Consider the following 25,286-nt stretch of genomic DNA (forward strand, 5'->3'; position numbering starts at 1 on the left):
CCATGACCCTCTCCACGGCCGCTCCGGCCGGACCGACGGACGCCGGCCCGCCACCGGTCCGCCGAGCCAGGCAGTTCCCCCGGCTGCGCCTCCTGGTGCGGTCACCGCTGGTGCTGATCAGCGTGGGGTGGCTGGTCCTGCTCGTCCTGGTGGCGGTGATCGTGCCGTTCTTCGTCACCGGCCAGGCCAACCTGCAGGATCTCTCCCTGCGGTTCGCGCAGCCGTTCCGCACCGACAATGGGCCGGCCTTCGTCCTCGGCGCGGACAGTCTCGGTCGGCCGATCCTGCTCCAGATCATCGTGGGCGCCCGGACCTCGTTGATCGTCGCGGTGTTCTCAGTGGGTCTGTCGGCGATGGCCGGCTTCGCGATCGGGTTGGTGTCCGGCTTCTTCGGGGGGTGGGTGGACAACGTGCTCATGCGTATCGCCGACATCATGCACACCGTCCCGTCCCTGCTCCTGGCCCTCGCCGTGCTGTACGTCCTGCAGCCCAGCGTGTTCAATCTCATCGCTGTCCTGGCGGTGACCCGGATCCCGGTCTACCTCCGCACCAGCCGGGCCCAGGCCCTCGAACTCCGGGAACGGGTGTTCGTCGAATCCAGCCGGGCCATCGGGGCGTCCAGTTGGCGGATCATCCGTCGTGACCTCGCGCCGATGGTGGCGCCCACGATCCGGACGCTGGCGATGCTGGAGGTGGCCACCGTCATCCTGGCCGCGGCGAGCCTCAGCTTCCTCGGCATCGGTCTGCAACGCCCCGATGTCGACTGGGGGATGATGGTCTCCGACGGCAAGGCCTACCTCAGCTCGGCCTGGTGGGTGACCGTCCTGCCCGGCCTGGTCATCGTCCTCACGGCGCTGGCGGCGAACATCCTGTCGAACTGGCTCCGCGCGGTGGAGGACCCGGCGCAGCACGGCCAGTTCCTGCGCAGGCGCCGCCAGGGGAGGGCGGCGTCGTGAGCCCCCTCCTCCACGTGGGCGACCTGGAGATCGACTTCCACACCGTTAGCGGACCGGTCGCCGCCGTGCGGGGCGTCAGCTTCACCCTGGATGCCGGCGACTCGCTGGCCATCGTCGGGGAGAGCGGCTCCGGCAAGACCGTCACCAACCGAGCACTGCTCGGCCTGGTCGATGCGCCGGGGGAGGTGCGGGGGTCCATTCGATTCGACGGCACCGATGTCGTCGGGCGCAGCGAGTCCGATCTCCGCAAGATGCGGGGCACCGGCATGGCGATGGTCTTCCAGGACTCCCTGGACAGCCTGAACCCGGTCTTCAGCGTGGGCTCCCAACTGACCGAAATCCTCCGAGTGCGAACAGGTCTGCCCCGCAGGCAGGCCCGGACCCGGGCCCTCGAGCTCATGACGCAGGTCGGAATCGTCGACCCGGAGAACCGGATCGACGACTACCCTCACCAGTTCTCGGGTGGGATGCGGCAGCGGATCTGCATCGCGATGGCCATCGCCCTGAACCCCCGTCTCCTCATCGCCGACGAGCCCACCACCGCACTGGACGTGACCGTCCAGGCCGGCATCCTCCGGCTCCTGCGCCGGCTGCAGGACGAGCGCGGCATGGCCCTCATCTTCGTCACTCACGACCTGGCCGTGGCCCGGCTGGTTGCCCGACGCGTGTTGGTGATGTACCAGGGCCGGATCGTCGAGCAGGGGGTCACCGAGGACGTCTTCCGCGATCCCCGCCACCCCTACACGCAGGCACTGCTCGCCGCGCACCCCGCCCGGGCCCGGACCTGGCGCGACCTGACGCCCATCCCCACGGACTTCGCGACGGAACCCGATCTGGAAGCGCAGCTGCTCGAGATCACCCTCAGCCGTTCGGTTCTCGACAAGGAAGTGGCCCATGACTCCTGAGCTCCCCGTCGACCATCCGCTGCTCGAAGTGCGTCACCTGGTCAAGACGTTCCCGGCAGCACGGGGTCGCGGACGGACGCCCGTGCGGGCGGTCGACGACGTCAGCTTCACCGTTCGTGCCGGGGGGTGCCTGGCCGTCGTGGGGGAGTCCGGATCCGGGAAGTCCACCCTCGCCCGCACCGTCCTGCGGCTCATCGAGCCGGATGCCGGCGAGGTGCTCTTCCGCGGGGAGGATCTGGTCGGGCTCTCGCGTTCCCAGTTGGCCCCCCGGCGTCGACACTTCCAGATGATCTTCCAGGACCCTTACGCCTCGCTTCACCCGAGACAGACCGTGCGGCAACTCATCTGCGAGCCGTGGAGCGTCCACCGCGACGTCGTCCCGCGCGCCGCGCAACCGGCTCGGGTGGCCGAGTTGCTGGACCAGGTCGGCCTGCCCGCCTCCTACGCCGACCTGTACCCGCAAAGGCTGTCCGGGGGCCAGCGTCAGCGGGTGGCCATCGCCCGGGCTCTGGCGCTCGAACCCGACATCCTCATCCTCGACGAGCCGGTATCCGCGTTGGACGTCTCCATCCAGGCCCAGGTGATCACCCTGCTGATGAAGCTGCAGGAACGGCTGGATCTGGCCTACGTCTTCATCTCGCACGATCTCGCACTCGTCCGGTTGATCGCCGATCGTGTTGCGGTCATGTACCACGGGTCGTTCGTCGAGGTGGGGCCCACCGACCAGGTGTATGCCGATCCCCAGGACGACTACACCCGAACACTACTGGCGGCCTCACCCGGTCTCGGGGATCCGGTGCCCGGCCGCTAGAACCACCCGCGGCGGGTCACTCCGGCGCGGCGGCGGTGGAGCCGCGGACCACCAGGTACGGCCGGCTGAGCAGCGGCGGTTCCTCGAGCGACTCGCCCAGCAGATCGAGCATCCGCATGGCGACAATGCGTCCCCGTTGAACGGCGTCGCGCTGGACCGTGGTGAGGGCGGGATCGACCCAGACTCCGAGGGGCAGCCCGTCGAATCCCACGATCGAGAGGTCCTGCGGCACCGAGTACCCCGCCTCCCGGGCCGCCTGCATGCCGCCGATCGCCATGGTGTCGGATCCGTAGAGGATGCCGGTGGGGCGCACCTCGCGGCGCAGGAGCGCTGCGGTGTGCGCGGCCGCGGAAGCAGGCGAGTAGTCCGTCGCGACCGTGGCCGTCGGCACCAGGCCGGCGGCGGACATGCTCTCCTCGAAGGTGATCCGTCGCAGGACCGCCTGCACGCGGTCGACAGGTCCGCCCACATAGGCGATCCGCCGGTGACCGAGCTCGACGAGGTGTCGGACCGAGTCGTCCACACCGGCTCCCGGCGGGTCCGAGTCCACGTGGGGGATCACGTCGTTCTCCCAGGGCGTGCCGATGAGCACGGCGGGCAGGCCGAGGGATCGGGTGAGGGAGAAACGGTTGTCACCGACCCGGCTGTCGGTGAGGATCACGCCGTCCACCCGACGGTTGTCCGAGAGTCGCTGATAGGTCCGCGCCTCCTCGTCAAGACCACGGTCGACCAGGTACATCAGCAGGCCGTAGCCGCGCGGGGTGAGCACCGACTCGACCCCGGAGATCAACAGGGAGCTCGTCGCGCCGACCTCCAGCTCGCCCGGACGGTTCAGGACGAGACCGACCGTCTGCGTGCGGGTCTTGCGGAGTGCCACCGCGGTGCTGCTCGGTGTCCAGTGCAACTTCGCAGCGGCATCACGGATGCGCAGCGCGGTGGGTTCGGAGATCCGGCCGGAATCGTTGAACACCTTGGACACCGCCGCGCGCGACACCCCGGCCAGTGCCGCCACGTCCGCGATGGTCGGTCGCTTCGCGGGCCGTCCGCGTTCCTCGTCCACCGTCGACCCTCCCGCCGCTGTGCCCGTCAGTCACCGGTCGGCTGCGGTGGATTCACCCTAGTAGATCGGTATACCGCAGGCAGGGGATGATCCGCATCAGGCTGGGCGCGGGCGCACTCACGCCCCTCGGGAGCCTGCAACGTGGCTCGGTTCGGGCGGTGCAACGGTGTTGTGGTCGGTGGCACTCCACGGGGGTTGGCCCACGGTCATCGTGGACAGTGATGTTCGCCGTAGGCCGGACCACGAGAGGACCTGATGACCACCAAGCCCCCGCGCTACTCCGAGAACGAGGAGAAGCGGCTGACCGCGATGGCCGTGGCAAACCTGGCCATCGGCGTCCTGTGGATCCTGCTGTACGTGCTCGGCAGTTCGGCCTGGTGGCAGCTGGCGGCGGCGGTCGTGTTCCTCGGATTGGGGGTAGTCCTGCTCGTCGACATCAACCGGCAGCGGGCCAAGCGCACCCAGCTGTGAGGGGCGTTGTGGGCGTGCGGGCTTATCCCGATCTCGCGCCACAACCGCGCACTCCGCAAGGTCGCCGGCCAACCCGTCTGACAAGCTGGCCGCAGACCCCGCGGAGCCGGGACGACGGTCACTGAGCCGTGTAGCCGCCGTCCACCAGGTGGTAGCTGCCGGTGATGAATGACGCGGCGTCGCTGACCAGGAACGCGACCAGGGCGGCCACCTCGTCCGACGTGCCCAGGCGACCCAGCGGGTGCTTGCCGGCCAGGTAGGCCAGGGTTTCGGCGTCCATGTGCGCCTCGACCAGCGGGGTGGCGATGAAGCCCGGGCCCACCGAGTTCACCCGTACCCCGGCCGACGCGTACTCCAGTGCCGCGTTCTTGGTCAGCCCGAGCACGCCGTGCTTGGCCGACACGTACGCCGCGGACTGGGCGAAGCCGACACTGCCCAAGATCGACGCCACGTTCACCACAGCGCCGCCGCCGGCCGCGATGATCGCCGGGATCTCCGCCTGCAGGCAGGTGAACACCGACGTCAGGTTCACCCCGATCACCGCGTCCCAGCCGCCGGTCGGGTAATCGGCCACGGTCGCGGCCGGTCCGCCGATGCCGGCGTTGTTCACCGCGATGCGCAGCGGACCCAACTCGCCCGCCGCAGCCACCATCGCCTGCACGGCCGAGGCGTCGGTGACGTCCACCGTGAACGCCCGCGCCGTCCCGCCGGCAGCAACGATCTCCGCGGCCACCGACTCGGCCGACTCCGCGGCCAGATCGGCGACGAGCACCGCCGCGCCGCTCGCCGCGAGGGTCATCGCCACTGCCCGGCCGATGCCGGAACCGGCCCCGGTCACCACTGCGGAACGGTCGGACACGTCGTAGAGAGCCATGCCCCGAGGGTAGGACGGGCGCACCGGGCTGCCCAGCGCCGGCGCCCCCGGGTGGCGCGTGCGGGAGCGAAGCGCCCGGTCAGGCGGCCGGCGTCCCTCCGACCCTGTCGGCAGATTCACTTCTGCGACCTGCCGGCAGGCGGGCTGCGCCGCATACTGCGGTCATGATCGACGCGCACGGATGGGCGTGGGCGCTCCTGGTGGCTGGGGGGTGGCTGCAGGTGTTCGGCCATGTGGTCGAGCTCGGGCGGACCGCGGCGAACCCGACCGCTCGCCCGGTGCACCCGTGGCCGGCCGACCCGATGCCGCCGTCGTTCGTCCTGCTGGAGATGCCGGGTCAGCTGGCGATGCTCGCCGGCCTGTGGCTGCTGCACCCGGACATCGGGTGGACGGCGACCATCGCCCTGTGGATGGCGACCATCCTGATCACCCGCCGCGCGGGCCTGGCGTTCCGGGACGAACGGGAACGCACCGCGATGGAGCCGTTCGACCGCGCCCCGGTCAGTTGCTGAGCGTCGAGATCAGCTGCTCCAGCACCTCGTTCGCCGCCGTCGGCCCCGCGTTGAGGTACCAGGGGTCGTCGTCCACCGTCACCACGTGTCCGGCGGCGACCGCGGCCAACGTGCCCCACAACGGGGCGGCGGTCTCCGCGGCGAGATCCGTTCCCGGCTGGGCACCGGCGAAGATCCAGTCCGCGTCGGCCACCTCGATCTGCTCGTCGGCCACGTCCTGCGAGGTGCCGGCGAACTGCTGCGCCTCGGGCCGGGTCAGCCCGGCATCCTGTGCGATGCCCCCGGCGAAGGACGCCACCCCGAACACCCGGGTCTGATCGCTGGTGAACCGCACCAGCGACACCGTCGGCGCCGCCCCCTCGAACCGGGCGCCGAAGTCGACGGCCCGCTGGTGGTAGGCATCCAACTCGGCCTGCGCCTGCTCGGTGGCCCCGACGGCATCGGCGATGAGCGGGAAGTCCTGCTTCCAGTTCACCCCCGTGCCTTCGGCCAACACCGTCGGCGCGATCTGCGACAACTGGTCGTAGATGCCCTCCGCGGCCGCCGAGTTCGACAGGATCAGGTCCGGCCCGACCGCCGCGACTGCCTCCAGGTTCGGCTCCAGCCGCAACCCCACGTCGGCCATCGCGGCCAGATCCGGCTGCAGCTCCGGGTACGCCTGCGCCAGGTACGGCGGCACCAGCTCCGCCTTCGCGGCCTTCGCCGAACCGACCGGAACCACCCCCAGCAACAGCAGACCGTCCAACTGCCCGGTGCCCATCACCACCACCCGCTGTGGCCGGGCCGGGATCACCGTCGTCCCGCCGAAGTGCACGACCGTCCGGGGGAACACCCCGTCAGCGGCCCCCGAGCCGATCCCGGCCGGAAGGGTGCGCGGTGCAGCGGTGGCGGGCGTCGAGGCGGCGGACGGCGACGTGGCGGACGGCGAGGTGACGGACGGCGAGGTGGCCGAGCCGGTCACCGCGGAACCCGTGTCCCCGGCGACGGGGGAGCTGACCGCGGCGGTCGGAGAGGTGGCGGCCGGCGAGGTCGCGGCAGGGGACCCGGCGGAGCAGGACGTCAGCAGGACGCCGACCACCAGGCAGGCCAGCGGGCCGGAGGGCGGACGGGCGGGGCGGGGTCGGCGGGCGATCACGCACAGACGGTAGCAGGGAGTAAGGGTGCCCTAACTCCCAGGCGCGGCGGTGGACGGCGGTGGTCGCGGCGCTCACGCACGCGGGTCCCCGCCCGCGCCGATTCCCGATCCGTCATCCCATCGCCACTGTCGGAGGGGTTCCCTAGTCTGTCCCCACCCCGCAGTCTGGGGTGGCACCTCGACCGGTCGACCGGCCAGCACTCGGCCCGACCAGCCCGACCGACACAGTCAGCAGAGGGAGTGGCATGACGACCACCGTCATCGAACCCGGACCGGCCCTGACCCTGGACGTCCACCGGCCCGAACTGACCGGGTACTGCTACCGGATGCTCGGCTCCGCGTTCGATGCCGAGGACGCCGTGCAGGAGACGATGATCCGCGCCTACCGCGCGCTGGACCGCTTCGAGGGGCGCTCGTCGCTGCGCACCTGGCTCTACAAGGTCGCCACCAACGTCTGCCTGGACTCGCTGAACAGCAAGAAGCGGCGTGCCCGACCGATGGACCTCTCCGACACCTCCTGGCAGCCGGTCGAGGCCTCGCTGGCCGCCCGGCACGCCGAGGACACGTGGCTCGAACCGATGGTCGACTCCGTCATCCGCCCCGTCGACCCGGCCGACGCCGCCGTCGGCAAGGAGTCCATCCGGCTCGCGTTCGTCGCCGCCCTGCAGTACCTGCCGGCCCGGCAGCGGGTCGTGCTCATCCTCCGCGACGTGCTGAACTTCCGCGCCGCCGAGGTCGCGGAGCTGCTGGAGACCACCGTCGCCTCGGTGAACAGCGCCCTGCAGCGCGCTCACGCCACCCTGGCCGAGCGGCCGGCCTCGGCCGCCGAGGCGCACGACCCTCTCGACGCCCGCCAGCAGGATCTCCTGCGCCGGTACGTGACCGCGTTCGAGGACTACGACATGGAGGCGTTCCTCGAGCTGCTGCAGGAGGACGCGACGCAGAACATGCCGCCGTTCGCGATGTGGCTGCAGGGGCGCGACGACGTCGTCGCCTGGATGCTCGGCCCCGGCGGGGAGTGCCGCGGGTCGCGCATCCTGCCGACCGTCGCGAACGGGCAGCCCGCCTTCGCCCAGTACCGGCCGAGCGGCCCGGACGGGCGGCACGAGCCGTGGGCCCTGCACGTGCTGGACGTCCGCGAGGGCCGGATCGCCGGTATCAGCTCGTTCCTCGACACCGGGCTGTGGCCGCTCTTCGGGCTGCCCGCGAATCCCGATGGTGACTGAGGACGAGGCCGACGCGGGGGAGGAGGACCGATACCGTCGACGGGTGCGCTCGCCCCTGCCCGTCCGTGACGGCCTGAACCCCAGCCGTATCCGCCTGCCGGAGAGCGGGCACTGGGCGACCACGCTGGAGTACCTGTGCCAGCGGTTCCCGGACGACGAGGTACGCGTTCGCGAGAAAGTCGCCACCGGCGAGGTTCTCGCGCAGGACGGCACGGTTATCGCCGCGGACACCCCGTTCGTGCCGGACGCGTTCGTCTTCCTCTACCGCGACCCGGCACCCGAGCAGCGGGTGCCGTTCGAGATCGGCATCCTGCACCGGGACGACAGCCTGCTCGTCATCGACAAGCCGCACTTCCTGGCCACCATGCCGCGCGGGTTCTACATCGTCGAGTCCGCGCTCGTCCGGCTGCGGCGCGACCTCGATCTGCCCGACCTGAGCCCGCTGCACCGCCTGGACCGGGTCACCGCCGGGGTGCTGATGTTCTCGCTGCGCCCCGCCGAACGTGGTGCGTACCAACAGATGTTCGCCCATCGGAAGGTCACCAAGTACTACGAGGCCGTCGCCCGGCACGACCCGGAGCTGGCCTTCCCGCGCACCGTGCGCAGCCGGATCGTCAAGGAACGCGGCACTCCCACCGCCGACGAGGTGTTCGGCGAACCCAACGCCGAGACGCACATCGAGCTGCTCGACGTCCGCGGCGACGACGCCCTCTACGGGCTGCATCCGGCCACCGGGAAGATCCACCAGCTCCGCCTGCACATGGCCTCGCTCGGCCTGGGCATCCGCAACGACCACTTCTACCCGCGCTTCGACGACGTCCCGCCCTACGACTACTCCACGCCCCTGCAGTTGCTGGCCAAGTCGGTGTCGTTCACCGACCCAATCAGCGGCCGGCCGCGGGAATTCACCAGCGCACTCACGCTGAGCTGCTGGGCGCAGGCCACCGGGTGACCGGCGAGCACACCGCCCACGCCCCGGTCGTCGGCGAGATGGAGTGGACCCTGGCCGACGGCCGGCTCCACCTGACCGGCGACGCGGTCCCCACCGTCGAACTCGTCCTGCTGGGCTGAGTCGGGCGACGTCGCCCCGTCCGGTTCCTCCTGTTTCGTCAGGGTTACGCTGGCGGTCATGGCCATCATCTCCAGCACTGGGTACGCCCATGTCCGCATCACCGTGACCGACATCGCCCGCTCCAAGGCGTTCTACGACAGCGTGTTCGGCTGGCCCACCGCCGTCGACAGTTCCGACCGCATCGACGAGCCCGGGATCAAGCAGTCCCAGCAGGACTTCTACGGCGGCACCGTCTACCAGACCCCCAGTGGGGCTCTCTTCGGCCTGCGCCCGGTCGCTGCTGCCGGTGACGCGTTCGACCCGGACCGGACCGGGCTGGACCACGTCAGCTTCGTCGTCGACTCCCGGGATGCCCTGGTCGCCGCCGCCGCGGGTCTGGACGAGCTGGGCATCGAGCACGGTGAGGTCACCGACCTGACCGAGGCGGGAATGGCCATCCTGTCGTTCCAGGATCCCGACGGCGTGAATCTGGAGCTCGCCGCCGCGCTCTGAGTCAGCTGCGCCCCACCCCGCCCCCGTTGCCGTCCCGGCAGCGGGGGCGGCGGCGTCTCCCGGTCTGATGGGATGGGGCGGTGACCGCCCCATCCCCGACCGACGCCGGCCCGTCCTCGACCGGCAGCACCCAGCCCACCACCGGGTTCACCGTCGGCCACCGGCTCTCCGGCGGCCGACTCGGGCGCACCGGCACCCTGCACACCCCGCACGGGCCGATCAACACACCCGCGTTCATCCCCGTCGGCACCAAGGCCACCGTCAAATCCGCCCTCCCGGAATCGGTGGCGGAGCTCGGCGCCCAGGCCGTGCTGGCCAACGCCTACCACCTGTACCTGCAGCCCGGTTCTGACCTCATCGACGCTCACGGCGGCCTCGGTGCGTTCATGAACTGGCCCGGCCCGACGTACACCGACAGCGGCGGGTTCCAGGTGCTCTCGCTCGGCGCCGGGTTCAAGAAGATCCTGGCCATGGACGTCACCGGGCTGGAGTCCGACGACGTCATCGCGCCCGGCAAGCAGCGGCTCGCGAACATCGACGACGACGGCGTCACCTTCAAGTCGCACCTCGACGGGTCGAAGCACCGCTTCACGCCGGAGGTCTCCATGCGCATCCAGCACGAGCTGGGCGCCGACATCATCTTCGCGTTCGACGAGTGCACCACCCTGATGAACACCCGTGACTACCAGGCCCAGGCCGTCCGTCGCACCCAGGACTGGGCCGTGCGCTGCGTCGCCGAGCACCGCGCGCAGACCGAGCAGCGCAGCCACCGGCCCTACCAGCAGCTGTTCGCCGTCATCCAGGGCGCCCAGTACGAGGACCTGCGCCGGCAGGCCGTCCGCGATCTGGTGCCGCTGGGCTTCGACGGCTTCGGCATCGGCGGGGCGCTGGAGAAGGCGCAGCTCGGCACCATCGTCGGCTGGTGCTGCGAGGAGATGCCGGAGACCATGCCGCGGCACCTGCTCGGCATCAGCGAACCCGACGACCTGTTCACCGCCATCGAGAACGGCGCGGACACCTTCGACTGCGTCTCGCCGTCCCGGGTCGCCCGCAACGGCACCATCTACTCCGCCGACGGCCGCTACAACCTGGTCACCGCGGCCAACCGTCGCGTGATGGGCCCGCTGGACGACGAGTGCGATTGCTACACGTGCACCCACTACACCCGGGCCTACCTGCACCACCTGTTCAAGGCCAAGGAGATGCTCTCCAGCACGCTGGCCACGCTGCACAACGAGCACTTCATCGTCCGGCTCGTCGACCGCATCCGCGCGTCCATCGAGGACAACACCTTCGACGCCCTGCGCACGGAGGTGCTCGGGCGGTACTACCGGCGGAGGTAGGTCAGGACCGGGCCTTCTGCGGACCGATCCCCCGGCAGGCGATGACGCCGGCGGTGATGAGCACGGCCAGCGAGGCCGTCAGGCCCAGGAGCGGGACCGTCCAGCCGCCGGTGGCGTCGTGCAGGCCACCGATCACCGACGGACCGGTGGCGGCGAGCACGTACCCGAAGGTCTGCACGATGGACGACAGACGCCGGTTCTCCCGCTGGGTGCTGGTGCGCACCACCACCACCGTGAAGACGAGGGTGAACGCGGACCCCTGCGCGATGCCGCCGAAGCTCGCCCACAGCGGGAACAGGCCGGGCGCGAAGAGCAGTCCCAGGGGTACCGACAGCCAGAAGAAGCCCAGCGCGATCATCCCGGGCAGCGGGCCACGCCGGTTGATGATCACCGGCATCCCGAACGCACCGACGATGGCGAACACCTGGAACAGCGACGACGCGAGCCCGGCCGAACCTTCGGACAGGCCGCGGGTGTCGGCCAGCAGCTTGGGCAGCCAGGCGGTCAGCCCGTAGTAGGAGAACGCCTGGGCGGCGAAGGCCAGGGTGAGCAACCAGGTCAGCGGCCGGCGCCACAGCGGTGCCGTCGGGGGTGCGGGCGGCGCCGGTTCCCCGGCGGGTCCCGGCCGGACCGTTCGTTCGACGGCCGCCGGTCGGGTACGGCGGCGCACCAGCAGGAACGTCCACAGCACGGCCGCGAGCACGGCGGGCACGAGCCACGCGGCCAGCGCGATGCGCCAACCGAACGTGGCCGTCAGCCCGGGGGAGAGGATCAGCGCGGCCATCGAGCCGACGTTCATGATCGCCGTGTAGGCACCGGTCACCATGGCGACCTGGCCGCGGAAGTCCCGGCCGATGATGACCGGGGTGGCCACGTTGCCGACCGTGATGCCCGCGCCGATGAGCGCCGTCCCGATGAGCGCGGTGACGTACCCACCGGAGGACCGCACGCCCAGCCCGGCCGCGAGCAGGGCCAGGGCCAGCAGGACGGACCGGTCCAGGCCCAGGCGACCGATGGCGGCGGAGGCCGCCGGGGCCAGCAGTCCGAAGCACAGCACCGGCAGGCTGGTCAGCAGGCCGAGTGCCGCCCCGCTCAGGGCCAGGTCGCCGCTGATCGGGCCGGTCACCGCCGAGACGGAGACCACCGGTCCCCGCAGGTTCGACGCGAAGAGCAGCACCGCGACGAGCAGCAGGACCGGGAAGGCCGCCGGGGCGAGGCGTTCCCGGTTCGTCACCCGCGCGCGGCCGTCCCGGCGAGCGCCTGCGCGTAGCTCGGCTCCCGCCGCTTGACCAGCGCGATCACCCGGTAGGTGACCGGCAGCAGGATGACCTCGAGCAGGCACTTGTAGACGAAGCCGACCACCACGTAGCTGATGAAGTCGCCGGTGGTGACGATGCCGATGACCCCCGCGGCGATCGCGCAGAACACCAGGGTGTCGCCGAACTCGCCGACCACGGTCGAACCGATCAGCCGCGCCCAGAGGTGCTTCTCCTTGGTGCGCTCCTTGATCTTCACCAGCACCACGGCGTTGAGGAACTGGCCGATCAGGTACCCGCAGACGCTGGCCAGCACGATGCGCGGGACGAAGCCCAGCACCGCCTCGAACGCGGCCTGATTCGGGTAGCCGTCCACCGCCGGGGAGATCTGCACCAGGTAGAAGGTCACCGAGGCGATCACCGCCATGACGAAGCCGACCAGGATGGTGCGGCGCATCGCCTTGAGGCCGTAGACCTCGGCGATGACGTCACCGATGACGTAGGTGAGCGGAAAGACGAAGGCGCCGCCGTCGGTGATGATCGAGCCGAAGGCGATGCCCTTGGTGGCGGCGATGTTGGAGATGAGCAGCAGCGAGCAGAAGGCGGCCATCAGCACCGCGAACGAGCTGGACCCGATGCGGGCGAAGGCGGGGCCGGGGGCGGCGGTGTCGGGAGTTGTCACCGGGTCATCCAACCCCCTCGGCGGGCACTCCTCCGCACCCGACCGCGAGGGTCACAGCAGGGCGGGGTCGACGATCCACGGCCCGGCGGGCAGGGCGGCCGGATCGAAGCCGTCGAGCATGTCCTGCGGGGTCCCGGTCAGGCCGACGGACGCGGCGATGACGGCCAGCACCTGCTCGGCGTTCCGGCCCCGGGCGGCCAGGTCGGCGAGCGTCACGGCGCCGTCCCGCTTGGCCAGCCGCCGGCCGTCGCCGTTCAGGGCCAGGGGCACGTGGGCGTAGGTGACGGGCGGCAGCCCGAGCAGGTGGCCCAGGTAGGCCTGCCGCGGGGCTGAGGTGAGCAGGTCGTCGCCGCGCACCACCTGGTCGACGCCCTGGGCCGCGTCGTCGACGACCACCGCCAGGTTGTAGGCGGCGAGCCCGTCGTTGCGGCGGAGCACCACGTCGTCCACCCGGCCGGTGAACGAGCCGTGCAGCAGGTCGGCCACCGTCCAGGTCTCCCGGGCGGCCCGGAGCCGCCAGGCCGGCCGGCGTCCCGCCGCGACCCGGTCGGCGATGTCCGCGGGCGTGAGCGATCGGCAGGTCCCCGGGTAGGCCAGGTCCGCGGCGGGCGCGGCGTCCCCCACCACCTGGGGGGCCGAGGCCGCCTCCCGGATCTCCCGCCGGGTGCAGAAGCACGGATAGGCGAACCCGTCGGCGGACAACGCGTCCACCGCGGCGTCGTACCGGTCGGTCCGCGCCGACTGCCGGACCACCGGTGGGTCCCAGTCCAGGCCGAGAGCGGCCAGGTCGCTCAGCTGACGCTCCTCGGCGCCCGCGGCGACCCGGTCCAGATCCTCCACCCGCAGCAGGAAGGCCCGGCCGGTCGACCGGGCGAACAGCCAGGCGAGCAGGGCCGTCCGCAGGTTGCCGACGTGCAGATCGCCCGACGGGCTGGGCGCGAACCGCCCGGCGCCCGGGGCCGGAAGCGTCAGAACGGCATCCAGGGCGTGGCCACGGTGAGATCGCCGACCCGGCAGCGGATGCGGACCGGCCCGGCGTCGCGCGGCCGGTCCAGGCTGAACATGCCCTCCTCGTCGGACTGCACCTCCACGGCGAAGCCCGACCCGAACTCGACGGTGGCCGTCCCCGCCGCGGCGGGGATCAGCTGGCCGCGGAGCACGTCCGCCTCGACCTCGACGTCCAGCGTGAGCGATGGTGAGGCGAAGGTCAGCTGCCGGGGTTCGTCCACGGAGGTGGTGCGCACGAGGGCCGGATCGTCCAGGGCCGAGTCGTAGGTCAGGGCCAGCGTCGCGGCGGTCAGCTCGGCGAGCTCCGCGTCGACGGTGCGCCAGGTGAAGGCGGCCTGCGCCGATCGGCGGTAGCGCTCCGGGACGTCCTGGGCCTCCCGGGCCGCGGCGGCGATCTCGGCCAGCAGCGCGGCGTCGGCGGCATCCCGACCGGCCGAACCGTCCTGGCCGTCGTCCTGGTGCTCCGTCATCTCCTCCACCTCCCGTCGGACTGCCATTCTGCGCGACCGGCCCGCCCGGGGCGGCTTCCGGGTGGGGCGTGGCGCACCCTCACGACCGGACGGAGGTGCGGCGGCCCCCGGTGATACATCCCCGGGACCTGCGCCGGGGCCGCCCCCGTGCCAGGCTGGGCGACCGGCAGACCAGGAGGATCGACATGCCCGTGACCCTGTCCCTGTTCACCCTGTACCGGGACCCCGCCGCAGCGGTCCGGTGGCTCGTCGAGGCGTTCGGCTTCGAGGTCGTCGCCCGGTTCGGCGCGGAGGACGGCAGCGTGGCCCACGCCGAGCTGCGGCTCGGCGACGCCGTGGTGATGGTGCAGGCGGCCGACGGGCACGCCCCGGCCCCGCTGGTGGGCACGTCGACCAGCCGCGCTCCCGTCCTCACGCTGGACGACGACGCCGCCGTCGACGAGCTGTTCGCCCGGGTCGAGCGGGCCGGCGCCACGGTGCTGATCCCCCCGGAGACGACGGAGTGGGGCAACCATCGGTTCGAGGTCCTGGACCCGGAGGGTCACCAGTGGTCGGTCGGTACCCACCGGCCAGGCGCTGCCTGGTGACGGATCAGCTGCCGGGCAGGATCTCCACGGCCACACCCAGCCCGGGGACCGGGACGCCGCGGGAGAGCACCTCGCGCAGGGCCGCTCTCGGGGTGAGCGTGGGATCGGCGCCCAGCAGCCGGGCGAGCGCGCCGACGATCTGCGGGGCGGCGAACGACGTCCCGGTCCACGTGGCCCACGGGTCGGGCCCGTAGGTGTCGGGCGACGGGTCGACCGCGGGGGACAGCTGCGGGTTCTCCGTGCCCTCCACGTAGGTCGACAGCACCCCGCTGCCGACGGTCGCGCAGTCCACCCAGTGGCCGTGGTTGGAGTACGGGGCGCGCCGCCGGTCCACCCCCAGTGCGCCGACGGCGACGACGTCCCGGAACGCCGCCGGCCAGCACGGGTGGGTGGAGTCGCTGTTGCCCGCCGCGGCCACCACCAGCACGTCGGGGTGACGCTCGGCCAGCAGGTCCAGCGCCACCCGGAGCGCCGGCGGCGGCTGGTCGTCCTCGGTCTCCGAGCCCAGGGAGAGGTTGAGGATCCGGGCACCGTCGGCGGCCGCCCGCAGCATGGCGACGGCCACCGTCACCTCCGAACCGATCCCGTCGCTGTCCACCGCGCGCAGCACGCGGATGTCGGCGGACGGGGCGATCTGCTGCACGATGCCGGCCACGAAGGTGCCGTGGCCGGCGCCGAAGTCCAGGTAACCGTCCGGGGCGTCCAACGGGAACGCGTCCAGCGGGTCGGTGTTGGTCCCGGTGGCCAGACCGGTCAACCAGCCGTCGGTGCGGGGGATCGCGGTGACCCCCGAGTCGATGACGGCCACCGCCATCGCGGGGCTCCACACACCCACGTCGCCCGGGAACGGCAGCCCTTCGGCCGGTTCCGCCGCGCCCTCGCCCTTGAGGATCGGGCCCAGCGGGGTCACCGTGGTCAGCGACGCCGGGTACCCCAGCGCGCGCAGCCGGGCGGCCACCTCGCGCAGGGTGTCCACGGGCAGCGGCTCGGGCGTCCGCTGCAGCCGCACGATCCGCCCGTCGAGCTCGGGGACCGGGGTGGCGGACAGTCCGTGGTCGGCCAGCAGGTCGTCCACCGGGCCGCGGCGGAACCCGCGGTAGGACCCGTCGACGTCGGCGGCCAGCATGAGCAGTTCGTTGACCACCAGCAGGGGCTCGGCCCGCCCGCGGTCCACGATCTCGAAGGCGATCGCGTCCCCCGGCTCCTCGTGGTCCAGTCCCCGACGCCGGCGTCGCTCCTGGACCAGATCGATCTGCCGGCGGAGGGCGGCCTGCGCGGCGGACGACGAACCCAGCAGGGCGGTCTGCCGGCGGGTGGCGGGGCCGGGTGCGGTGTCGGCATCACCCGGCACGGCCCGACGGGTGTGGCCCAGGTCCGGGAACGGCACGCCCGGGGTGTCGGTGGAGTCCAGGCTCACGGCGGGTCCTTCGTTCTGTCTCGGTGCCCCGTCAGCTCGGTGCTCCCGACAGGCGGGTGGCGGCACCCTATCGCCGCTCGTCCCGCGGGGCGACGGCAGTTTCCTGCCGGGTCCGGGTCAGGAGCCGCCGTAGGCGTTGAAGGCGCACCAGCTGACGAAGTCCGCCGGATCCTCGGGGTCCATCCCGGTCCGTGCGGCGAACAGGGCGTCGGTGATCGTCTCGCCCGCGGCCAGGCCGGTGTGCAGGCGGCGCATCAGCGGGACGGCGGCCAGATCCGGGACCACCACGATGCTGGCGGCCAGACCGGCCGTGCCCCGGGCGATCAGGGCGCTGACGAAGCCCAGCACCTCGTTCGCGGCGTACCCCGTGTCGGCCGCGGTGTTGCAGGCGGCGAGCACCATCCGGCGGGGGGCGATGCCGCGCAGGCCCATCTCGTGCAGGGTCAGCGGGCCGTCGGAGAGCTGCAGGGCGGAGAACATCGGATTGTCGGTGCGCAGGTGGCTGTGGCAGGCCAGATGGGCCAGGTCGGCCCGGCGCAGGGCCGCGGCCGCGGCTGCGGCCGTGCTGTCCGGGGGGAGCAGGACGAGGGGATCGGGGTGCGCCGTCCGGATGGCCGCGACCTCCTCGCGGGCCCCGGGGAGGTCGGGCCCGGCGATGAGTGCCACCGCGCCGGGCCCGTCGGGCGGTCGGGGCAGGCTGCCCCACCAGGACGCGGCCGACGGCGCGACGGTGACGGGCGACGACCACAGTGCCGACCACGGGATCCTCCGCAGCGCCCCCACCGGCACGGCCACCACCGGCACGTCCGTGGCCGTCCGCAGCGGCTCGACCAGCAGGGTGCGCAGGCCGGCCAGGCAGCGGTCGGCGGCCCGGCGGGCCGGTTCGGCCGGACCGCCCGGGCGGCTCAGCCGGCGGAGCGCGAACAGCAGGTCCCCGACCCGGGCGCGGACCTGGGCGACCGGCCCGAGCCGGACCACCCGGGTGCGCCGCGGTTCCACCACCGCGGCCAGGAGCTCGCCGTCCAGCACCGCGTACTCCACGAGCACCCGGCCGCCCAGGGTGCGGCGCAGGTCGGCGGGGGACACCACCGTCCGCGACCCGGACCGGTCGGCCCGGGCGCCGCGGGTCAGCCGGGCGATCCCGTCCTCGATCTCCCGCACCCGCGCCTGCAGCGGGGTGAGGTCGCCCGCGCCGGCCACGGTGGCCTCGGCCAGCTCGGTCTGCGCCGCCCGCAGCGCGACCAGGTCGTCGTCCACCGCCGGCCCGTCCACCGGTTCCACCGCCAGAAGGGCGGCCGCCCGGGTGCGCTCCATCCAGTCCAGTGCCCGGGAGCCGCTGCCGTCCCGCACCGCCTGGGTGAGCCCGAGCCGGCCCAGCTCGGCGCCGTGCGCCGAGGCGAGCACCCGCAGCTCCAGCGAGGCGAACGCCGCCCGATGACGGTCCAGGTCGGCCAGGCCCGCCCGGGCCTGGCGCAGCACACCGGCCCCGTCCCGGTCCAGCTCGGCGCTCAGCCCGGCGGCGATCCGGCCCCGGATGCGGACCAGCACCGGGGCCGGCGCGGCCAGGGCCGCGGCCCGCTCCAGGTGCCGCCGCGCGACGGCCGGGCGGTGCAGACCGACGGCGAGCCGTCCGCTCACCAGATGCGCCTCCACCGCGGCGCTGGCGGCCCCCAGCCCGTCCAGCGTGCGGGCGGCCCGCACGGCGCGCACCAGGTCGGCCCCGTCGGGACCCGTGTCCGACAGACGTGCCTGCACGCCGATGACCGCGGCCCGGGCGGCCAGCACCCCGCGGCGCTGTCCGCGCAGGGTGCGTTCGGCCCGGTCCGCGGCCGTAGCCGCCCCGAGGTGGTCACCGGCCAGCAGGGCCAGCGAGGCCACCCGCAGCTCGCCGTCCGCGGCCATCAGGTCGACGCCGTGGGCCCGGAACTCCCGCACCGCGCGGTCGGCCACTGCGCGCGCCTCGTCGATCAGGCGCAGGTCGGCGAGCGCGTCGACGTACTCCAGGTGGTGCTCACCGGGCGGGATGCCGGCGGCCGCGTAGAGCGGCACCGCCGCCTCGAACGCCGCGACGGCCTCCAGCAGTCGGCCGGCCTGCAGCGTCGCCCATGCCCGGCTGGTCGCCACCCCGGCCCGCAGCCCGGGCAGCTCACGGGCGTGCCCCTCGGCGGCGTCCAGGTAGCGCGACGCCAGCGCCGGGCGACCGGCCTGCGCGTGGATCAGGGCGAGGTTGTTGGCCGCGACGGCGAGGGCGCGGGCCGAACCGCCGCGCTCCCGCAGCACCCGCTCGTAGAGCCCGCGGGACTCGGCCGACCGCCCCAGGTTCTGCAGCAGCACCGCCCGGGCCAGCCAGAGATCGGGGGTGGCCCGCGCGGTCAGCGTGCCGGCCGCCCGGACGTCGGCGGCCGCGGCGGCGGACCGACCCCGCTCCAGGTTCACGCTGGCCCGGCTGAGCAGGATCTCGACCAGGGGTTCGACGAGCGCGTGCCGCCTCGCCAGCCGGACGGCCCGGTCCAGCCGGCGGGCGGCCGCGGTGTGGTCCAGCGCGGACCGGTCCGCCCAGGCCAGCGCCCGCAGGGCGAGGACCAGGGCTTCCGGGACGGAGTCCGGACCGGCCTCCAGTTCGTCGACCAGGGCCTCGACGGCGGCCCGCTGACCCGCCGGATCGGCGGCGACCGCCGTGAAGGCGGCCCGGGCCCGCGCGAGCAGGGGGACCTCCGCCGTCACCGTCATCGTGGTGGCGCGGTCCGGGTGTCGGCGGGCGCTGAACCCTCGGTGGGTACGGAGCCGTCGGCGGGCAGGGTCACCGGGCTGCTGGGCAGGGCACCGGGCGGCGGGGACGGGACGGCCAGCGACGGGCTGCCGGCCACGAGGTCGCCGAGCCATCCCCACCGCGGATCCCACCGGGCGTCGGTCTTCGCGGCCCGGGCCACGGCCCTGGCCATGCGCTTGGGCCCGTAGTTGTGGCGGGCCCACCACGAGCCGGGGCGGGCCAGGCGGACCGCGGTCACCCAGGCCACGATCGGGACGAACGTGCTGATCAGCGCGGAGCGGTACTTGCCCTTCAGGACGGCGACCAGGGCCAGGACGCCGTGCAGGATCAGGGCGGCGGTGAAGGTCAGCTGCAGGACGATGCCGCTCACCGAGACGTCCAGCTCGCCGAACGGGCTGAACCCGATGAGCCACAGCCCCAGGACGGCCGTGGTGAGCCCGATGAGCTCGACCGAGACGCGGCCCTCGGCCGACCAGTAGACGTCCTGCAGGTGCAGGATCAGCGCGAACTCGTCGAGCACCAGCGACATGCCGACACCGACCACCACGGCGGCCGACTCGATCCACGGGCTGCCCGGCGCCGCGATGGCCGTGATGGCGCCCGCGATGAGCAGGATGATGCCCGGGACCGCGTGGTGGACGTGCGTGCCGGACGCGGAGACGTTGTTGCGGAACGGGCCCACGCCGGCCCGGATGGACCGGGTGATGATCCGGGTGAGCAGGAACGTCAGGACGAACGCCGCGAGCATCAGCAGCAGCGGCAGCTTTCCCTCGGCGATGATGTCGTTCCGCCACCAGCTGCCCACGCGAGCACTGTAGCCAGCGGTCCGTCCGCGTGGTGGGAGTTCGCCATGCTCCTGCGGGCGCCGGTGCAGCCGTCGTCCGGGGGGTCACGGGCGGTCCGCCGGGATGGGGACAACCGGGTGGGGCTGTCGGGGGGAACCCCTACGGTGCAGGGACACCCGCCGGTCCCTCCGGTCGGGTCCCGTCCGCTCCGGAGGCCCGCCGTGCCCGCCGTATCCCCAGCTCCTGCGGTCGATTCCGCACCCGCGGTCGACTCCGCCGTCCGGGAGCGGGCCGAGCACCACCTGCGGGCCCTGGTCGGCTCGTCGGACGCCCGGCTGCGGGACGACCAGTGGACGGCCATCGAAGCGCTGGCCGAGCACTCCCGGCGGGCCCTGGTGGTGCAGCGGACCGGGTGGGGCAAGTCCGCGGTGTACTTCGTGGCCACCGCCCTGCTGCGGGAGCGGGGTGCCGGTCCGACGGTGATCATCTCGCCGCTGCTGGCCCTGATGCGCAACCAGATCGCCGCCGCCCAGCGCGCCGGCATCCGCGCGGTGACGGTCAACTCGACGAACGCCGAGCAGTGGGCCCAGGTCTACGCCTCGGTCCGGGACGGCGAGGTCGACGTCCTGCTGGTCTCTCCGGAGCGGCTGAACAACCCCGGTTTCCGGGACGAGGTGCTCGGGGCGCTGGCCGCCTCGGCCGGCCTGGTCGTGGTGGACGAGGCGCACTGCATCTCCGACTGGGGCCACGACTTCCGGCCCGACTACCGGCGGATCGCCACCATGCTGGCCGCGCTGCCGCAGGGCACGCCGGTGTTGGCCACCACGGCCACCGCCAATGCCCGGGTGGTCACCGACGTGGCCGAGCAGCTGGGCACCGGTGCGGGTGGTGACGTGCTCGTGCTCCGGGGCGAGCTCGATCGCGAGTCCCTGCACCTCGGTGTGGTCACCCTGCCCGGTCAGGCGTCCCGGCTGGCCTGGCTGGTGGAGCGGATGGGTGACCTCGAGGGTTCCGGGATCATCTACTGCCTGACCATCTCCGGGGCCGAGCAGGTCGCCGACCACCTGCGGCGCAGCGGGTTCGACGTGGCCGCCTACTCCGGGCGCACCGAGCAGACCGAACGGGTCGCGGCCGAGGAGGACCTGCTGGCCAACCGGGTCAAGGCCCTCGTCGCCACCTCCGCCCTCGGGATGGGGTTCGACAAACCCGATCTCGGATTCGTCATCCATCTCGGCGCCCCCGCTTCGCCGATCGCCTACTACCAGCAGGTCGGTCGGGCCGGGCGCGGGGTGGACCGCGCCGAGGTGGTGCTGCTGCCCGGCCGGGAGGACCAGGACGTCTGGCAGTACTTCGACTCGCTGGCCTTCCCCGCCCAGGAGCAGGTCCGGGAGACCCTCGAGGTGCTCGGCGGGGCCGGCCGGGCGCTGTCCACCGCCGCGCTCGAGCCGATGGTGTCGCTGCGGCGGTCCCGGCTGGAGACGATGCTCAAGGTGCTCGACGTGGACGGCGCCGTCCGCCGGGTGCAGGGCGGCTGGATCTCCACCGGCGAGCCGTGGGTGTACGACGCCGACCGGTACGCACGGGTCGCGGAGTCCCGAGAGCGCGAACGGCAGGCCATGCTCGCCTACCAGTCCACCGATATGTGCCGGATGCGGTTCCTGCGCGAGCAGCTCGACGACCACACCGCCCCCGAGCAGTGCGGCCGTTGCGACAACTGCGGCGGCCTGGACCTGCCGCAGGGCGTCAGCGAGGACATGCGCGCCGCGGCCAAGGAGCGGCTGGCCGTGCCCGGCACCACGGTGCTGCCGCGGGCCCAGTGGCCGACCGCGATGAACGCCCTGGGCATCGCGTTGTCCGGGAAGATCCCGGTCGGCCAGCGGCCGGAGAACGGCCGCGCGGTGGGTCGGCTGGACGGCCTGGGCTGGGGCAACGCCCTGCGCGACCTGCTCCGGGCCGACACCCCCGACGGGGAGACGCCCGTACCGCTGCGGCACGCAGCGGTCCAGGTGCTCGACCGGTGGGCCGCCGAACCGGACGGGCTGCCCGCCGTGGACGGGGTGGTCTGGATCGGCTCGGCCCACCGGCCGACCCTGGTCCGGCACCTGGCCGAAGGGCTGGCCCGGTACCGGAAGGTGCCCGTGCTGGCCTGGTTCGACGTCCCGCCGGACCCGGACCAGGCGCCCACCGCGGTGAACTCCGCCCAGCGGCTGCGGCAGGTGCTGGGCCGGCTCACCCTGGCCGGCGGGGACGCGGTGGCCGGCCGCACGGTGCTGCTCGTCGACGACATGACCGAGACCGGCTGGACGTTGACCGTCGCCGCGAGGGAGCTGCGGCAGGCCGGGGCGACCGCGGTGTACCCGTTCGTGCTCGCGGTGCGGTGATCAGGGTGCGGTGCCGGTGATGCGGTGATCGGGTGCGGTGTCCGGGGGTCGGTCGGCGGGAGCTGCTGAACCCCTTGCTGGCTGCGTGCGCCGTGCGTCTGCGCCGGGGATCAGCCGGTGCGGGTCGGGGTGTCGGCGAGGGCCACGGCCGCCGTGTCCCGCGGCGGGTGCACAGCCCACAGCGCGGCCAGTCCGAGCCCGAGAACGATCACGATGCCGGCGATCCCGGCCCGCTCGCTGTCGAAGATGCCGGTGAACAGGCCGACCAGGGCGGGGGCGAGGAAGGAGACCGCGCGGCCGGTGGTGGCGTACAGGCCGAACATCTGCCCCTCGCGTCCCGGCGGAGCCAGCCGGGCCAGGAACGTGCGGGACGAGGTCTGCGCCGGCCCGACGAACGTGCACAGCACCAGGCCGAACACCCAGAACATCCCCGGCCCGGAGACGAACAGCAGGATCAGCGACGTCGCCACCATGCCCAGCAGCGACACGATGATCACCGGTTTCGGCCCGACTCGGTCGTCGAACCGGCCGCCGACGAGCGCGCCGATCGCGGACACCACGTTCGCGGCGATGCCGAAGATCAGCACGTCCTGCGCGGTGATGCCGTAGACGCTGACCGCCCAGATCGCTCCGAAGGTGAACACCGCGGCCAGTCCGTCGCGGTAGAGCGCGCTCGCCCCCAGGAAGTACACGGCGTGCCGGTCGACCCGGTACAGCTCCTTGAGGTCGGCCAGCAGCACCCGGTACGAGGCCAGGAAGCCGACCCGCTGGGCCTTGGGCGCCGCCGGTACCTCGGGCACCCAGAGGAACAGCGGGATCGACAGCACCAGCAGCCACAGCGCGGCGAACAGGGCGATGACCCGGACGCTCATCCCCTCGTTCTCGAAGGTCACCCCGAACCAGCCGACGTCCGGGGCGAGGAAGCCGACGTAGCAGACCAGCAGCAGGATGATGCCGCCCACGTAACCCGACGCCCAGCCCACCGAGGAGACCCGGCCGATCGTCGCCGGGGTGGAGACCTGCCGCAGCATCGCGCTGTAGGAGACGTCGGCGAACTGGTTCGCGACCGACGCGGCGGCCATCAGCACCAGGCCCAGCCACAGGTAGGACACGTCGTCCTTGACCCAGAACAGCCCGGTGATGCAGGCGGCGGTGGCGCACGTCCAGATGATCACCGAACGCTTGCGGCGCCCACCCGCGTCCGCGCGCTGCCCGGTGACCGGGGCGAGCAGGGCGATGAGCAGTCCGGCCGCGGCCAGGGCCCAGCTGAGCAGGGCCGTGGCCTGGGTGGATCCGCCGGCCAGGTCCTCGCCGACGGAATCGGTCAGGTAGACCGAGAAGACGAAGGTGAGGATGACGACGTTGAACCCGGACGACCCGGCGTCCCACAGACTCCAGGCCACCACCTGACGGCGGGGGGCGGGCCGGGCGATCGAGGCGGGGTCGACCGCCGCTGTGCTCATCGCCGGAATATAGGCGCGGCGGGACGGGAACGGACCGGATGTCCCCACCGACCGGCCGGGTGCGGGGCGATCGTGGCCCGGTGGTCGCCCGCCGGACGCCCGGGAGTCACCCCGTGGTCGTCGGGGCGGAGCCGGCGGGCCGGGTCGGGGACGGGGGGCGGCTTCGACCGTCGCGGCGGTGCATCACGCCCAGCACCAGGTACCCGATCGGGATGAGCAGCCAGGTGCTCAGCAGCCGGTAGATCAGCACCGCGGCGGCGGCCGGTCCGTTCGCCGCGCCGGCGTGGACCAGGCCGGCCAACAGGGCCGCCTCGACCACGCCCAGCCCGCCGGGGGTCAGCGGGATCTGCCGGACCAGCTGCATGCCGAGGTAGATCGCGGCCAGGGCGGCCGGATGGATGTGGATCCCGACGGCCAGGCAGCTGGCCCACAGGCAGGCCAGGTCCAGGGCCCAGTTCGCCACCGACGCCGCCAGCACCACCCGCCAGTCCGCGAACCGGACGGTCCGCGCCTGCCGGGCGGTGGTCAGCAGCTGGCGGAACGCCGACGCCAGCCGCGGTCGGCGTTCCTGCAGGCGGTCCAGCCGCGGGGTGGGGTCGGTGGAGAGCACCCGGTCCTTGCTGCGGCCGATCAGCCGCAGGCCGAGATGCACGGCCACGGCGAGCAGGATCGCGAGCGTGACGGAGACGACCGGGTGCGCCTCGATCACGTCGCGGACCCAGGGTGAGGCCAGCAGCCCCACGGCCACCGCGTACAGCAGGCCCAGGCCGACGGTCGACATCACGCCGGACAGCAGCAGCACCGTCACCGCGGTGCCCTGCGCCGCTCCGTTCCGACGGAACTCCCGGTAGGTGTAGCCGGCGCTCACCGCCGCCCCGGCGGGCAGGCTCATGGCCAGTGCGTTGCTGGACCAGGTGATCGCCCCGAGTCGTCGGAACCCGATGGGGACCCCGAACGCGCGGAGCAACCGTCGTTGCTGGCGGACGATCTCGGCCAACGAGGCCAGCTCGACCACGGCCGCCGCGGCGATCCCCCACCCGTTCGCGGTCGACAGCGAGGCCCACACCTGGTCCGGGGTCGGCACCTTGCCCTGCAGGGCGAGGACGGCGACGCCGATGAGGGCCAGCGCGCCCACGATCTTGGCCGGCAGCACCCAGCGGGGGGCAGGGGTGGGGGGATGCGGGCCGTCGGGCACGACGCCGGCCGCGCCCACGGCGTCGACCGGGTCCGTCGCGTCCGCCGGGTGCTCGGCGTCGACCGGGTCCGTCGCGTCCGCAAGGTGCGGTGCCCCCGCCGGCGGGACGGCGCCCGCCCGGCCGGCCTCGGGACCGGTGACGGCGGTGCCCGCCGGAGGGCCGGGCGGTGCCGGGGTGGCGCGTCCGGTCACCTCGACACCTCCCTGACTGTGCTCGCTCGTGCCTGCGCGTCCGCAGGGTGTCCCGGCCGACCGTGCCGTTCCTGCCGAGGGCGGGGGTGCTGGACCCGGGTGCCCCGGACCATCCCACAGGTCGAGCGGTAGGGGCAGGGTGTGTCCCGGGCCGGAGGTGCCCGAGCCACGTCCGGGTGTCCCGGCCCCCGGCCCCCGGCTCCCGCCACCGGCCGCACCACGA

24 protein-coding genes are annotated in these 25,286 nt (G+C 73.1%); 12 read left to right on the forward strand and 12 right to left on the reverse strand.

The features are described from left to right. The first annotated feature begins 2 nt into the window (after positions 1–2). Genes J2S58_RS15635 through J2S58_RS15645 form a run of 3 tightly spaced genes read left to right on the forward strand, consistent with a single transcriptional unit; the run spans position 3 to position 2,672 of the window. Entirely contained in the window at positions 3–956 is a 954-nt protein-coding gene (locus J2S58_RS15635) for an ABC transporter permease (protein WP_205256512.1), read from the forward strand. Then, positions 953–1,861, forward strand: a complete 909-nt coding sequence (locus J2S58_RS15640; protein ID WP_205256511.1) for an ABC transporter ATP-binding protein — start codon at positions 953–955, stop codon at positions 1,859–1,861. The genes J2S58_RS15635 and J2S58_RS15640 overlap by 4 nt, the downstream gene beginning before the upstream one ends. Then, positions 1,851–2,672, forward strand: a complete 822-nt coding sequence (locus tag J2S58_RS15645) for an ATP-binding cassette domain-containing protein (protein WP_205256510.1) — start codon at positions 1,851–1,853, stop codon at positions 2,670–2,672. Before J2S58_RS15640 ends, J2S58_RS15645 begins: the two co-directional genes overlap by 11 nt. Before the next feature lie 16 nt (positions 2,673–2,688). Here the strand turns inward: J2S58_RS15645 and J2S58_RS15650 are convergent, their stop codons facing one another. Continuing rightward, positions 2,689–3,684 carry a LacI family DNA-binding transcriptional regulator gene (locus J2S58_RS15650; RefSeq protein ID WP_205256509.1) on the reverse strand — a complete coding sequence of 332 codons (996 nt, stop codon included), beginning with the start codon at positions 3,682–3,684 and terminating at the stop codon, positions 2,689–2,691. Between the two features lie 303 nt (positions 3,685–3,987). Here J2S58_RS15650 and J2S58_RS15655 point away from each other — a divergent pair, with 303 nt between their 5' ends. Next, positions 3,988–4,203, forward strand: a complete 216-nt coding sequence (locus tag J2S58_RS15655) for a hypothetical protein (protein WP_205256508.1) — start codon at positions 3,988–3,990, stop codon at positions 4,201–4,203. Between the two features lie 118 nt (positions 4,204–4,321). Here J2S58_RS15655 and J2S58_RS15660 read toward each other — a convergent pair whose 3' ends face one another. After that, the gene (locus tag J2S58_RS15660) at positions 4,322–5,077 is read right to left on the reverse strand and encodes an SDR family NAD(P)-dependent oxidoreductase (protein WP_205256507.1); all 756 of its coding nucleotides are present in this window, start codon (positions 5,075–5,077) and stop codon (positions 4,322–4,324) included. 164 nt (positions 5,078–5,241) lie between these two features. Between J2S58_RS15660 and J2S58_RS15665 the strand changes: the two genes are divergently transcribed. Further along, the gene (locus J2S58_RS15665; protein WP_205256506.1) at positions 5,242–5,589 is read left to right on the forward strand and encodes a hypothetical protein; all 348 of its coding nucleotides are present in this window, start codon (positions 5,242–5,244) and stop codon (positions 5,587–5,589) included. On the opposite strand, the gene J2S58_RS15670 is transcribed toward J2S58_RS15665, so the two are convergent. Next, positions 5,579–6,724 carry an ABC transporter substrate-binding protein gene (locus J2S58_RS15670; RefSeq protein ID WP_205256505.1) on the reverse strand — a complete coding sequence of 382 codons (1,146 nt, stop codon included), beginning with the start codon at positions 6,722–6,724 and terminating at the stop codon, positions 5,579–5,581. The genes J2S58_RS15665 and J2S58_RS15670 overlap by 11 nt on opposite strands. 245 nt (positions 6,725–6,969) lie before the next feature. On the opposite strand from J2S58_RS15670, the gene J2S58_RS15675 reads away from it, so the two are divergent. From J2S58_RS15675 to tgt, 5 genes are all read left to right on the forward strand, one after another. Next, on the forward strand, positions 6,970–7,950 hold the full coding sequence (locus tag J2S58_RS15675) for a sigma-70 family RNA polymerase sigma factor (protein WP_205256504.1): 981 nt from the start codon (positions 6,970–6,972) through the stop codon (positions 7,948–7,950). Next, the gene (locus J2S58_RS15680) at positions 7,940–8,902 is read left to right on the forward strand and encodes a pseudouridine synthase (RefSeq protein WP_205256503.1); all 963 of its coding nucleotides are present in this window, start codon (positions 7,940–7,942) and stop codon (positions 8,900–8,902) included. Before J2S58_RS15675 ends, J2S58_RS15680 begins: the two co-directional genes overlap by 11 nt. Beyond that, positions 8,899–9,021, forward strand: a complete 123-nt coding sequence (locus J2S58_RS15685) for a hypothetical protein (RefSeq protein WP_275889358.1) — start codon at positions 8,899–8,901, stop codon at positions 9,019–9,021. The genes J2S58_RS15680 and J2S58_RS15685 overlap by 4 nt, the downstream gene beginning before the upstream one ends. 58 nt (positions 9,022–9,079) lie before the next feature. Continuing rightward, on the forward strand, positions 9,080–9,514 hold the full coding sequence (locus J2S58_RS15690; protein WP_205256502.1) for a VOC family protein: 435 nt from the start codon (positions 9,080–9,082) through the stop codon (positions 9,512–9,514). Positions 9,515–9,594: 80 nt separating this feature from the next. Beyond that, positions 9,595–10,857: a tRNA guanosine(34) transglycosylase Tgt gene (gene tgt, locus J2S58_RS15695; RefSeq protein WP_205256501.1), complete on the forward strand. Its 1,263-nt coding sequence runs from the start codon at positions 9,595–9,597 to the stop codon at positions 10,855–10,857. A gap of 1 nt (position 10,858) precedes the next feature. Here the strand turns inward: tgt and J2S58_RS15700 are convergent, their stop codons facing one another. From J2S58_RS15700 to J2S58_RS15715, 4 genes are read right to left on the reverse strand one after another with little or no spacing between them, the layout of a single operon-like run. Next, positions 10,859–12,091, reverse strand: coding sequence for an MFS transporter (locus tag J2S58_RS15700; RefSeq protein ID WP_205256500.1), 1,233 nt, complete (start codon positions 12,089–12,091; stop codon positions 10,859–10,861). Then, positions 12,088–12,795: a queuosine precursor transporter gene (locus J2S58_RS15705; protein WP_306828845.1), complete on the reverse strand. Its 708-nt coding sequence runs from the start codon at positions 12,793–12,795 to the stop codon at positions 12,088–12,090. Before J2S58_RS15705 ends, J2S58_RS15700 begins: the two co-directional genes overlap by 4 nt. Before the next feature lie 51 nt (positions 12,796–12,846). Beyond that, the gene (gene gluQRS / locus J2S58_RS15710) at positions 12,847–13,779 is read right to left on the reverse strand and encodes a tRNA glutamyl-Q(34) synthetase GluQRS (protein ID WP_344469935.1); all 933 of its coding nucleotides are present in this window, start codon (positions 13,777–13,779) and stop codon (positions 12,847–12,849) included. Next, on the reverse strand, positions 13,764–14,273 hold the full coding sequence (locus tag J2S58_RS15715; RefSeq protein WP_205256499.1) for a hypothetical protein: 510 nt from the start codon (positions 14,271–14,273) through the stop codon (positions 13,764–13,766). Before J2S58_RS15715 ends, gluQRS begins: the two co-directional genes overlap by 16 nt. Before the next feature lie 185 nt (positions 14,274–14,458). Here J2S58_RS15715 and J2S58_RS15720 point away from each other — a divergent pair, with 185 nt between their 5' ends. Beyond that, positions 14,459–14,860 (forward strand): VOC family protein, encoded by a 402-nt coding sequence (locus J2S58_RS15720; protein WP_205256498.1) that lies wholly within the window; start codon positions 14,459–14,461, stop codon positions 14,858–14,860. Positions 14,861–14,864: 4 nt separating this feature from the next. On the opposite strand, the gene J2S58_RS15725 is transcribed toward J2S58_RS15720, so the two are convergent. From J2S58_RS15725 to J2S58_RS15735, 3 genes are all read right to left on the reverse strand, one after another. Continuing rightward, entirely contained in the window at positions 14,865–16,277 is a 1,413-nt protein-coding gene (locus J2S58_RS15725) for a S8 family peptidase (RefSeq protein WP_205256497.1), read from the reverse strand. Positions 16,278–16,394: 117 nt separating this feature from the next. Further along, positions 16,395–19,001 (reverse strand): CHAT domain-containing protein, encoded by a 2,607-nt coding sequence (locus tag J2S58_RS15730; protein ID WP_205256496.1) that lies wholly within the window; start codon positions 18,999–19,001, stop codon positions 16,395–16,397. Positions 19,002–19,003: 2 nt separating this feature from the next. Then, positions 19,004–19,852: a hypothetical protein gene (locus tag J2S58_RS15735; RefSeq protein WP_205256495.1), complete on the reverse strand. Its 849-nt coding sequence runs from the start codon at positions 19,850–19,852 to the stop codon at positions 19,004–19,006. A 201-nt stretch (positions 19,853–20,053) separates the two neighbouring features. Between J2S58_RS15735 and J2S58_RS15740 the strand changes: the two genes are divergently transcribed. Continuing rightward, complete coding sequence (locus tag J2S58_RS15740; RefSeq protein WP_306828848.1) at positions 20,054–22,213, forward strand: RecQ family ATP-dependent DNA helicase; 2,160 nt, start codon at positions 20,054–20,056, stop codon at positions 22,211–22,213. Positions 22,214–22,323: 110 nt separating this feature from the next. Here the strand turns inward: J2S58_RS15740 and J2S58_RS15745 are convergent, their stop codons facing one another. Together J2S58_RS15745 and J2S58_RS15750 are read right to left on the reverse strand one after the other, a co-directional pair. After that, complete coding sequence (locus tag J2S58_RS15745) at positions 22,324–23,676, reverse strand: MFS transporter (RefSeq protein WP_205256493.1); 1,353 nt, start codon at positions 23,674–23,676, stop codon at positions 22,324–22,326. A gap of 106 nt (positions 23,677–23,782) precedes the next feature. Beyond that, complete coding sequence (locus J2S58_RS15750; protein WP_205256492.1) at positions 23,783–25,063, reverse strand: lysylphosphatidylglycerol synthase transmembrane domain-containing protein; 1,281 nt, start codon at positions 25,061–25,063, stop codon at positions 23,783–23,785. Between the last annotated feature and the right edge of the window lie 223 nt (positions 25,064–25,286).

The sequence above is a fragment of the Nakamurella flavida genome (assembly GCF_030811475.1).
In the GTDB taxonomy this organism is placed as follows: domain Bacteria; phylum Actinomycetota; class Actinomycetes; order Mycobacteriales; family Nakamurellaceae; genus Nakamurella; species Nakamurella flavida.